General features: G+C 71.9%; 8 protein-coding genes and 1 pseudogene. 6 read left to right on the forward strand and 3 right to left on the reverse strand.

The window, feature by feature from the left end; genetic code table 11:
• Positions 1 to 196: 196 nt before the first annotated feature.
• The 3 genes from P3L51_RS32525 to P3L51_RS32535 all read right to left on the reverse strand — a co-directional run bounded on the left by P3L51_RS32525 (position 197) and on the right by P3L51_RS32535 (position 6,221).
• The gene (locus P3L51_RS32525) at positions 197 to 1,021 is read right to left on the reverse strand and encodes a FadR/GntR family transcriptional regulator (RefSeq protein WP_354608934.1); all 825 of its coding nucleotides are present in this window, start codon (positions 1,019 to 1,021) and stop codon (positions 197 to 199) included.
• A gap of 434 nt (positions 1,022 to 1,455) precedes the next feature.
• Positions 1,456 to 2,025 (reverse strand): DinB family protein, encoded by a 570-nt coding sequence (locus P3L51_RS32530; protein WP_354608935.1) that lies wholly within the window; start codon positions 2,023 to 2,025, stop codon positions 1,456 to 1,458.
• A 122-nt stretch (positions 2,026 to 2,147) separates the two neighbouring features.
• On the reverse strand, positions 2,148 to 6,221 hold the full coding sequence (locus tag P3L51_RS32535) for a discoidin domain-containing protein (protein WP_354608936.1): 4,074 nt from the start codon (positions 6,219 to 6,221) through the stop codon (positions 2,148 to 2,150).
• 712 nt (positions 6,222 to 6,933) lie between these two features.
• On the opposite strand from P3L51_RS32535, the gene P3L51_RS32540 reads away from it, so the two are divergent.
• From P3L51_RS32540 to P3L51_RS32565, 6 genes and pseudogenes are all read left to right on the forward strand, one after another.
• On the forward strand, positions 6,934 to 7,341 hold the full coding sequence (locus P3L51_RS32540) for a YciI family protein (RefSeq protein WP_354608937.1): 408 nt from the start codon (positions 6,934 to 6,936) through the stop codon (positions 7,339 to 7,341).
• An 8-nt stretch (positions 7,342 to 7,349) separates the two neighbouring features.
• Complete coding sequence (locus tag P3L51_RS32545) at positions 7,350 to 8,495, forward strand: RNA polymerase sigma factor (RefSeq protein WP_354608938.1); 1,146 nt, start codon at positions 7,350 to 7,352, stop codon at positions 8,493 to 8,495.
• Between the two features lie 234 nt (positions 8,496 to 8,729).
• Positions 8,730 to 9,122, forward strand: coding sequence for a sortase-dependent protein (locus tag P3L51_RS32550; RefSeq protein ID WP_354608939.1), 393 nt, complete (start codon positions 8,730 to 8,732; stop codon positions 9,120 to 9,122).
• Positions 9,119 to 9,751 (forward strand): class F sortase, encoded by a 633-nt coding sequence (locus P3L51_RS32555; RefSeq protein WP_354608940.1) that lies wholly within the window; start codon positions 9,119 to 9,121, stop codon positions 9,749 to 9,751. Before P3L51_RS32550 ends, P3L51_RS32555 begins: the two co-directional genes overlap by 4 nt.
• 126 nt (positions 9,752 to 9,877) lie before the next feature.
• A complete protein-coding gene (locus tag P3L51_RS32560; RefSeq protein WP_354608941.1) occupies positions 9,878 to 10,369 on the forward strand; it encodes an RNA polymerase sigma factor in 492 nt (163 codons plus the stop codon).
• A pseudogene (locus P3L51_RS32565) lies at positions 10,353 to 10,620 on the forward strand (hypothetical protein); the annotation flags it as partial. The gene P3L51_RS32560 and the pseudogene P3L51_RS32565, both read left to right, overlap by 17 nt.

Here is a 10,620-nt window from a genome sequence, read left to right on the forward strand (position 1 = left end):
GCCGGCCCATCGGCTGGCTGCTCGTGGACATCTTCGTCCTCGTCTCTCTGCGGTATCGCGTGGTGCGTGTCGCGTGCCGGTCGGTCCCGCCCGGCCTGGTCCAACTGGTAGGACCAGTTGGTTCAGACGGGACCGTAACAGCAGAAGCGGCACGTCGACCAGCCCCTGAAGAGAATTTTGCCGGACCGTCGCAGGGCTATTCGCCCGTTCTGCCGCTGCCCTGACGCCCTTCGGTCTGGCCCAGCAGCGTCTCGATGTGGTTGCGCGCCATGGTGTCGACCTGAACGTCGAGATCCGGACCGTAGGTACGCAGGCCCAGCATCAGGTGCTCCCGCATCCGCGCGCACGCGAGGTCCACGTCCCGCGCCTCGACCGCCTCGAAGATCTCCGGGTGGTGCGGCACGCCGGGCTCACTGATCGACGGATCGGAGTTCGAGCGGAGCATCATCTCGAACATCATCCCGCTGATCGAGGACAGCATGATCCGCAGGACCGGGTTCTTGCTCGCCACCGCGACGGCGTCGTGGAAGTCCATGTCGGCCTGGGCCTTGACGACGACATCGGTCGCCGACTCCAGGGCGTCCCGCGCGGACCGCATCGCCGCGATGTCCTGGTCCGTGGCCCGCTGTGTCGCCAGCCGGACCATCTCGACCTCCAGCGGGATCCGCGCCTCGATGAGCTGCCGGACGGTGGGGCGCCCCGCCCGGTACAACGCGTCGTACCCCCGTGCCTGCCCCGAGGACTGTTCGAGGACGAAGGAGCCGCGTCCCGGGGCGACTTCGATCAGATGCTGGGCCTCCAGCCGCCTCAGCACCTCGCGTACGACATTCCTGCTGGAACCGAACTGGGCGGCCAGCTCGCGCTCCGAGGGGAGCTTCGTCCCGACGGCGATCTCGCCGGACCTGATGTCGTGTTCCAGCCGACGGGCGATGCGCTCCGTCAGGAGTCCGCGCTGGGCGGGGGCCGCGACGGGGCCCGACCGCGCGGAACCCGCCTGGGAGGAGGGGACGGACGGCTGCATGTACGCAGCGTACAGGCCGGTCGCGGTCGGTACGTGGCCCCGGTCGGGCCGTCCGTACCGGTGTGCCCCGCCGGGCCGCCGCGCCGAGGTCCACGCGGGACGGCGCGCTACGGAGTCGGCACGATCCTGGGAGGAGGCCGGGATCGGTGGCGGCGAGCAGCGCGGTCCCGCGGAGCCGGGCGAGGATCCCCGACGCCTCGCCGGACGGGCCCTCGGCCCGGGTACGGCCGTTTTCCCGGCCCGCTGCCCGGCCCGCTGCCCGGCCCGCTGCCCGGCCCGCTGCCCGGCCCGCTGCCCGGCCAGGAAGGTTTCGAGCCGCCGCTCGGGCGCCGGGAGGGCGGCTCCGGTTCACGGCCGGATCGCCCCCCGGTCACGGCGGCCCGCGCACGCCGGGAGCGTCGGTCACCGCGATCCGCGGGAGCCCCCGGCACTCGTCACTGACCCACCCGTCCGTCGACGCACTCGCGCAACAGATCGGCGTGGCCGCAGTGCCGGGCGTACTCGTCGATCCTGTGCACCATCAGCTCCCGCACCGCGATCGCGTCCTTCCCCAGGCGCTCACCCAGATCCGGGTGCGAGGCCAACGCGGCGTCGGTCGAGTCCTGTTCGCGCGCCAGAGCGGCGTACGCGGCGTCGACCTCGGCCTGCTCGGCGACAGCCCCGTCGAAGTCCCCGTCCCCCTCGCCGTACAGCTTCGGCAGCGGATCGCCGTCGCGGATCCAGTTGTGCCAGTCCCGTTCCACCTCGGCGAGATGGCGGACCAGGCCGAGCAGCGACATCGTCGACGGCGGAACCGACCGACGGGCCAGTTGCTCCGCGTCCAGGCCCTCGCACTTCATCCGCAGGGTCATGCGATAGCTCGTCAGGAAGTCCTGGAGCGTCGCGAGTTCGCCGTCCGGGGCGGTCGCGTCGCTGTCGCGGGGGTCGTCGTCCGGGTCGGCCCACATGTCGGGGTGGACGGTCGCCTGGCTCCAGCGTGCGGGTTGGTCACTCATGCGTGCCATGGTCGTCCGTGCGGCCCCGGCCCGCCAGTTCTTTACGGTCGGGCGTGCCGACTTGGGGGAGAGCGCGGGCGCCCCGGGCGCGACTTCCGCCGCGTCCAGGGCACCGCGCCACAGCTTCGCCGCTACGCCCGCACCACCGACTCCGCGCTGTTGTACCCCTCGATCCGCAGCGCCGTGCGCCCCGACCGCAGTGCCTTCGCGGGCCAGTCCAGCGTCACCGTCCGCGACTCACCGGGCAGGAGCCACAGGTAGTTGTCCCCGTACAGCGTGGGCAGCACCCGACGGCCGTCCTTGGCGTCCAGCAGCGACAGCCGCAGCATCGAGGCGACCACCGTGCCCCTGTTGCGTACCGTCACGGTCATCGTGCGCCGCTCGCCCGACCGGGAGACATGGCCGAGGTCGGCGGTGACCTTGACCGGCCTGGTCTTGTTCAGCGCCCGCATGTCGGCCGGTTCGCGGTAGCGCCAGTACGTGTTCTCCGACAGCGACCTGCCTCCGCTGTCCTCCAGACTCAACCGCAGCAGATGCAGATCCGGCAGCTCCGCCCCGAAGGCCGCCGTGAACGCGGCGGCCGTGCTCGACGAGGCGACGTCCACGGTCGTACGACGGGTCGAACCGAGCAGGCGGCCGGACAGGTCGTACAGCCGCGCCGTGACCGTGACGCCCTTCAGCCCGCGCGCGGTGTGGTTGACGGCGATGACGTCCCACTTCTGCGGATCCGCCTGCACATGAACGGCTTCGCACGACTTGCGGGCGCCGTAGTACGTGCCGTTGACGTCGAAGTCGTAGTCGTACGTCTGCCACACCGTGCTGTGCCAGGCCGGGTGGGACATCCACAGCATCAGGCCGCTGGCGTCCTTCCAGAGGTTGGCGTTCCACGCCTCGAACATGGCGCGGGTGTTCTCGTAGTTGACGAACTGCGCCTTGCGCGCGAAGTCGTCCAGGTCACCGGCAGTGCCCAGCCGTGCCTCGATGGCGGCGCGGTAGTTCTGCGGGGCCTGATTGCCCCGGGTGCTCCAGTCGTGGTAATACCACGCCTCGCCGATCGGCCACTCCGGTTCGTCGCCGACCAGACTGCGCACACTCTCCGCCGTGGAGACCACGGGCATGCCGATCTCCGTGTGGAAGCCGAAGTGGCCCCCGCCGTAGGTGGAACGGGAGAAGTAGCGCTCCGGCTCCACCCAGCCGTACGGGCCGCCGCCGGAGATGATGCCGCCGGCCGAGTTGTTCTGGTAGAAGATGCCCGGCGCCTCCGCCTGGACCGCCTCCCGCATGCCGTTGTCGATCGCCGCGGGCGGGTTGCCCTCGTTGGCGCCGCACCACAGGACGACGCTGGGGTGCGTGCGGTAGCGGCGTACGGTGTCGCGCGCCAGGGTGTTGAACGCGTCGTGGTCCGGCGGGTCCATGGCCCAGGCGTTCGGGAAGTCGTTCCACACGAGCAGCCCGTACTCGTCGCAACTGGCGAAGAACTCCTCGCGGTTGCTGCTGCCGAGCCAGTTGCGGATCATGGTGAAGTTCATGTCCCGGTGCATGCGCACCGCCGTGTCCATCCGCTCGGCCGGCATCCGGCGCAGCAGTTCGTCCCAGCCCCAGTTGCCGCCCCGGCAGAAGACCCGTACACCGTTCACGCTGATCTTCAGCGGCTCCGGGGTGTTGTCGACGGACTTCACGTCCGTCCATGTCTCGCCGTCGTCGGAGATCTGGATGACGTACGTCTTGGGGTAGGCGGGCTCCCACACGACGACCACCCGGTCGAAGGAGACCGGCGCGCCGAGGTCCACCTGGATCCACTGGTTGTCCTCGTAGGCGGAGGACCAGCGGGTGTCGGCCCTGCCGTCGGTGGCGTTGGCCGCCTTGCTGTCGCCGTCCTCCGTGGAGGCGGTGGCGTTCTTGTGCAGGGCGAGGTCGGTGCCCGGCCGGGCACTGTCGATCACCGACAGGCTCCACAGCGAGGAACCCCAACTGGTGGCGCGCTCACCGCCGTTGAGCCGGACGTAACGGGCCTCGCGGGCGCCGGTGTCGACGCTCTGCAGACTGGCGTTGGCGTTCTTGAACGGCAGCGGCACCGCGGAGTTGTCGACCGACTCCGCGTCCGTCCACGTCTCGCCGTCGTCGGAGACCTGGACGACGTACGTCTTCGCGTACGCCTGCTCCCACACCAGGTCCACCCGGTCGAAGGAGACCGGCGCGCCGAGGTCCACCTGGATCCAGTGGTCGTCCTCGAACGCCGAGGCCCAGCGGGTCTTAGCGTCCCCGTCGGTGGCGTTGGCGGCCCCGTGCGCCGGCTCGTCCACGGACGAGGCGGTGGCCGTCCTGCGCAGAGCCAGGTCGGTGCCCGGCGCGGCGCTGTCGATCACCGACAGACCCCACAGCGAGGAGCCCCACTCGGTGGCGCGCGTCAGGCACCGGACCCGCACGTAGCGCGCCTTCCGCGCTCCCAGCCCGACCGTCTGCGTGTACGCGTCGGTCCCGCCGCCGAACGGCAGCGGCACCGCGTACTCGTAGCCGAACTGCCGGATACCGAAGCGCGTGGTGCGCCGGTCGCTCTCCTTCCCGTCGGCGGTGGCGACGAGAGTGAGGTCGTGCAGCGCGGGCTCGCCGTAGCCGTTGGGCCACCACAGCCGGGGATTACGCACCCGCAGCTCCTTGTGGTCGGCCGGCGCGAAGACGACGTCGGTGCTCCCGCCGCCCGGCACGCTGACGGTGCGGGAGACCCGTACGCCGTCGAACGACGCGGTGACCGTCACGCGCCGCTCGGCGGTGTCGGCGTTGCGCACCGGTACGACGACCGTCACCTCGGCGGTGCCCGTGTCGGGCAGGCCGGGCAGGGTGGTGTCGACACGCGGGTCGCCGATGACGGCGTGACCGGTCGAGCGGAGCCGCACATGGTTCCAGATACCGGAGACCCGGTCGCGGACGGCCGGCATCCAGTCCCAGCCCGAAGCGGCCAGGTACGTCGGCGAGTTGCGGTTCATCATGTTGGCGCCCGCGTCCACGAAGGCCAGGCCGGCCTCGCTCTTGTCACCGGGGCTGCCGGGGAAGGGCATGGGCGTGATCCGTACGGCCAGCGTCTGCTCGCCGTCGGCCGCCAGCAGGGGTGTCACGTCGTGCGCGGAGCGGGCGAAGGGGTACGTCACGTCGCCGACCCGCTCGCCGTTGAGCCAGATGTCCGCCCGGTGGTTCACACCGTCGAACTCCAGCCAGACGTGGCGCCCGGCGCCGGTGCGCAGACCGTGCGGCAGCCGGAAACCGCGGCGGTACCACCACGAGTGGCGCGACAGCGCCTCCGGGATGTGCAGGTTGTTCATGCCCTCGACGGGGTCGGGCAGATGGCCCTGGTCCACCAGCGAGCCGAGGACCGTACCGGGGACGGTCGCGGGCAGCCAGTGGCTGGTGTCGACTTTCGGCCGGGACAGTTCGGCGCCCTCGGCCCCCGCCCAGTCGTCCATGGTCAGGGTCCAGCCGGACTCCAGCGGTACGGTGCCGTCCCCGGCGACCGCCAGCGCGGGGGCCTTGTGGTCGTGGGTGCCCCAGTCGGTCCACCCGGTGGCGGCGGGGCGGTGGCCCTTGGCGGAGCCGTACACCTCGAAACCGTTGAGCCCCAGCGGGTTGGCGTTCGAGCGCTTCGTGACCGTCATCCGTACCCAGCGCGCCGTGGTGGCCTTGTCCAGCTCGATCTCGGCGACCCCGCCGGTGCCGGCGGTGGTGCGGTGGACCGTGGTCCAGGTACGGCGGTCGCGGGAGGTCTCGATGGTGAAGGCCACCGCGCAGCTGGAGAGGATCTCCTGCCCGGTCGTGTTGTCGCGGGGACTGCCGTTGGGGGACGGGGTGAAGACCGGGTCGTCCGCGGTGGCTTCGAAGGTGAGCCGGACGGAGTCGACCGTGCACTCGGCCTGGAGGTCGACGGAGATCCACTGCGGGTCGCCCGCGGCGGCGCGCCAGCCGCTGCCCTTCACACCGGGGGAGTTGAGCTTGTCGACCACGAACTCGGCGGGGGTGGGCGCGTAGTCGACCGACGACACCTGGACCGGGCGGTACGCGGCGAGTTCGCCCCGGCCGCGGGTGGCGTCAGCGGTGACGGCGCCGGCGGCGTGAGTCGTTCCGGGGAGCGCGACCCCGAGGCCGAAGCCGGCGAGCAAGGTCGAGCCGGTTGCGACAACTGCCCTGCGGGAAGGTTGAGATGACTGGTTCGGCATGAGTGACGTGATCCATTTCGGGGGAGCCCTCAAGAACAAACGGCCTGCACAGACCGTCTGACAACGTTGCCATAGGCTGTAATCCGGCGCGGGTTCTGTCAAGAGCCAGGACATTTCCCGCCGTGGGGGGATCCGAGCGCCGGGGGGTGGCTTCGACAACGCCGGTCCTCAGCCTTGCGACGCACCGCACCAGCCGCGGGCCCCGCCCCTCGGGCGGACACCCCCTCGGGCGTGAACGTGCGGAGCGGGGTGGAAGCGCTCCAGCCACTGCCCGCCTTCGGAGGGCCGGACCGCGACGTATTCGACGTATTCGACGTACGTGTTCGACGTGTTCGACGTGTTCGCGGTCGAGCACGAGGATCGGACGTGTGCCGCGTGGAGAGGGAGTCCCGCAGCGTTTGCCGCACCCGCTGCTCGTCGTAGCGGCGGAGACGTTCCGAGCCCGCACGCATGACTGCCGCCCGGGCCGCCGCCCGGGCCGCCGCCCCGGATCGTCGCCCCTGGACCGGCGGGCCGTCCCGTAACTCCCGTCACGGGGATGGGCCGACGGATCGCCGGTGGCGCCGGATCCGCCGTGACGGGCCGTGGCCGTCGGGCTCATCCACGAGATCTGAGAAAAATCTTGGACGGAGATGTCGAGAACCCGTGGCCGGCTCCGTCCCCGCAGTGAACGCGACCACAATGGGCCGCACCAGTACCGAGGAGAAACACCATGGCCAAGTACCTGCTGCTCAAGCACTACCGCGGCGCCCCGGCGGCGGTCAACGACGTCCCCATGGACCGGTGGACGCCCGAGGAGATCTCGGCCCACGTCCAGTACATGAACGACTTCGCCGCCCGGCTCGAAGGGACCGGCGAGTTCGTCGACAGCCAGGCTCTCGCCTCCGAGGGGACGTTCGTGCGGTACGACGGCGAAGGGCGCCCGCCGGTCACCGACGGACCGTTCGCCGAGACGAAGGACCTCATCGCCGGCTGGATGGTGATCGACGTCGACAACTACGAGCGCGCCGTCGAACTGGCGGGGGAACTGTCCGCCGCCCCGGGCGCGGGCGGGAAGCCGATCCACGAGTGGCTCGAACTGCGCCCGTTCTACGGCGTGTCGCCCACCGTCACGGAGTGACCTCCCGGATGAACGAGGTCCTGCTCCGGAGCCTCACGCCGGGCGTGCTCGGGATCCTCGTCCGCCGCGGAGCCGACTTCGCGGCGGCCGAGGACGCCGTACAGGAGGCGCTGATCGAGGCGGTCCGCGTCTGGCCGGCCGACCCTCCGGGGGATCCGAAGGGCTGGCTGGTCACGGTGGCCTGGCGCAAGTTCCTCGACGCGACCCGGGCGGACGCCGCCCGCCGTCGGCGCGAGGACCTCGTCGACGAGGATCCGGCGCCCGGGCCCGCGTCCACGGTGGACGACACGCTCCAGCTCTACTTCCTGTGCGCCCACCCGTCGCTGACGCCCTCGTCCGCGGTCGCCCTCACCCTGCGCGCCGTCGGCGGGCTGACCACCCGCCAGATCGCGCGGGCCTACCTGGTGCCCGAGGCGACGATGGCCCAGCGCATCAGCCGGGCCAAGCGCATCGTGTCCCGCGTGCGGTTCGGCCGGCCCGGCGACGTCGCCACCGTGCTGCGCGTCCTCTACCTGGTATTCAACGAGGGCTACTCCGGCGACGTCGACCTCGCCGCCGAGGCCGTCCGGCTCACCCGGCAGCTCGCCGCCGCCATCGACCACCCCGAGGTGGCGGGGCTGCTCGCCCTCATGCTGCTCCACCACGCCCGGCGCGCCGCCCGGACCGCGCCCGACGGCAGCCTGGTGCCGCTCGCCGAGCAGGACCGCGGCCGGTGGGACACCGGGTCGATCGCCGAGGGCGTCGAGATCCTTCAGGCGGCCCTCGCCCGCGACCGGCTGGGCGAGTTCCAGGCCCAGGCCGCCATCGCGGCACTCCATGCCGACGCGCCCACCGCCGAGGAGACCGACTGGGTGCAGATCGTCGAGTGGTACGACGAACTCACGCGCCTGACCGACAGTCCGGTCGTCCTGCTCAACCGGGCGGTGGCCGTCGGTGAGGCCGACGGACCGCGGGCCGGCCTGGCGGCGCTCGCGCCACTGGACGACTCGCTGCCCCGGCACGCCGCGGTGGCCGCGTACCTCCACGAGCGTGACGGCGACCTGGCGACGGCGGCGCGGCTGTACGCCGAGGCGGCCCGAAAGGCGCCCAACCTCGCCGAGCGCGACCACCTGACACGCCAGGCCGCCCGCCTCAACGTCCGCCGGCGCCGCTGACGGTCACGCGGCGCGGTCATCCGCCGGGTATCCGCGCCGGGTATCCGCGCCGGGAATCGGGCGCGCGGCGGATGACCGCGTACCGCTCGCCCTCCCGCGTACGGCCCTGCCGGGCCCTCCAGTGACTTTGCCATTCCTTTACAACCCGCCCCGCCGCTGCCTCGTCTCTCCCTCCGATCCGCAAGCCCCGCCCGCCGAGTACCTGGGCGGGCGGACGACGAAAGAGAGCGATTCATGCGCCGAACTGTCCTCAGTGCCATGGCACTCGCGAGCGCCGCCGTGCTGGCGAGCGCGATGCCCGCGTTCGCCGACGACGCGTCCCCGAGCCAGGCCCCCAGCACCCCTCCGACCGCCGCCGCCACGCCCGCAGCCACGCCCTCCGTGGCTCCCGCCGACGGCTCGGCGGAGCCGACCACCGCCCAGACCCCGAGCGCCGTGCCGCCCAAGGTCAAGGCTCCCGGCCAGGTCGCGGTCGTACCGGAGGGGGCGCCCGACACCGGAGTGGCGTCCGCGTCCGGGGAGTCCGGCTCGGCCGACGGCGTGCTGATCGGCACCGGCGCCGCGGCCCTGTTCGCCGGCGGTGCGACGGTCTTCGTCGTACGCCGCCGGCGAGCGACCGGGGCGTGACCCCGCTCTCCAGGCGCGCCTTCACCGCCGGCGCGCTGGCCTCGCTGCTCGTGGGCTGTGGCGGCCCCGGTACCGACCGGGCCGCGAACGAGGATCGCGACAGCGGTACGACACCGCCCGCACCCCTCGCCGACAAGGCGACGGGGGCGCGGGCGGCGAAGGCCCTCGGGCGTTCCGTCCCGGTCGGACTCCGGATCCCGGCCATCGGGGTCGACACGCCCGTCATGCGGCTGGGTCTGGCGTCGGACGGCACCATGCAGGTGCCCCCGATCACGGCACACGACCGCGCGGGCTGGTACCGGCACTCGCCGACGCCGGGTCAGACAGGCCCATCGGTGATCATCGGGCATGTGACGGTGGGCACTTACGGCGACGGGGTCTTCCGGCATCTCTCGCGGCTGCGCCCGGGCGACCCGATCACGGCGCGCCTGGAGAACGGCACGGCGGCGGTGTTCGCCGTCAGCTCCGTACGGAAGATCGCGAAGGCGGACTTCCCGGCGGACGACGTCTACGGGGATGTGGACCGCCCGGAGCTGCGGCTCATCACGTGCGGCGGCCGGCGTACCGGTGACGGCTACGTCGACAACGTCATCGTCTTCGCCTCGATGACCTCCGCGTCCAGCCACTGACCCACCGTCCCGGATCCGATCCCGGGCCGAGGGAACGTACGCCCTCGGTCCGGGCTCCTTCCTTACGAGCCCCACGAGCCCCACGAGCCCCACGAGCCCCATATGCGGCCACGACCATGGAGAGCGTTGAAACGGTCCCGCGACAAGGCAGCGTCCGACCTGTTCGCCGCCCTCTACCCGCGCCTCGCCGGCTGGTGCCGCCGTCTGGTCGACGACGACGAGACGGCCCACGAGATCGCCTCGGAGGCGTTCACCCGGCTCTGGTCCCGGTGGACCTCCGTACAGGAGCCGCGCGGCTTCCTCTACGTCACCGCGGCCAACCTCGTCCGGGACCACTGGCGCAAACTGGAGCGCGAACGCAAGGCCATGCGCCGTATCACCTCGGAGGTCGCCGTCAGCGCGCATGTCGAGCAGGCGGACCCCTCCGTACGGCTGCTCGTACAGTCGCTGCCGGAACGGCTGCGTGTCCCGATCCTGCTGCACTACTACGCCGACATGCCGATCCGGGAGGTGTCCGTGCTGACCGGACGCAAGGAAGGAACCGTCAAGGCCGACCTCCACGCGGCCCGCGAACTGCTCCGCGCCCATCTGAGGAGAAGCCTTGACCACACGCGCTGACGACGGGCCCGAGTTCGACCCCGACGACCCCCTGACCGTCATCCTGCGGCCCACGTCCGACCGCCTCGCTCCGCCCCCGCTCCGCTACGAGACGATCCGCCGCAGCGCCTCCCGCCGCCGGCTGCTCCGGGCCGCCGCCGGGGTCGGTCTGTCGTGCGCCGCCGCCGCTCTCGTCGCGCTGCCGTTCCACCTCGCGACGACGTCCGACGGCCCCGCGGCCCCGACGCTGTCTCTTATACACATCTCCGAGC

The sequence above is a fragment of the Streptomyces panacea genome (genome assembly GCF_040560175.1).
In the GTDB taxonomy this organism is placed as follows: Bacteria; Actinomycetota; Actinomycetes; order Streptomycetales; family Streptomycetaceae; genus Streptomyces; species Streptomyces panacea.